This is a genomic window from Streptomyces sp. SID13031 (assembly GCF_010548305.1).
Classification (GTDB): Bacteria; Actinomycetota; Actinomycetes; order Propionibacteriales; family Kribbellaceae; genus Kribbella.
Genome location: NZ_JAAGLV010000105.1, coordinates 1 through 405 on the forward strand (window position 1 = coordinate 1; position 405 = coordinate 405).

1 protein-coding gene is annotated in these 405 nt (G+C 71.4%); it reads left to right on the forward strand.

Annotated elements, in window-relative coordinates:
* Window positions 1-19 precede the first annotated feature (19 nt).
* Complete coding sequence (locus G3I17_RS39450; protein WP_343238572.1) at window positions 20-166, forward strand: hypothetical protein; 147 nt, start codon at window positions 20-22, stop codon at window positions 164-166.
* Window positions 167-405 lie beyond the last annotated feature (239 nt).

Genomic DNA, 405 nt, shown 5'->3' on the forward strand with positions numbered 1-405 from the left:
GTTCGACGAGCAGGGCGGCGTGCACGCCTACGACGCCCGGGACGGCAAACTCCGCTGGACGTACAACGACGGTACGGGCGACATCGAGCAGTGGTACGTGGCCGCGGGCGGCACCCGGCTGGCCGCGCTGCACGCCCGGCGCATCCAGGGGCTCCCGGCCGTGTGACCTGTGGCGGGGGCGTGGCGCGGGCCTCGCCCCCGCCGTCCACCGAGCCAGCACATCCCGCATAACGGACACACTGTCCAGATCTTGGCACCGGAGGCGTACGCTCGGAGACAGTCTTTTCTGTCGAAGGAGCGAGCGACGATGCCCCTGCTGAGGTCCCGCACTGTCACCCACGGCCGCAACATGGCGGGCGCCCGCGCCCTTATGCGGGCGTCCGGCGTAGCGAGCGAGGACATCGG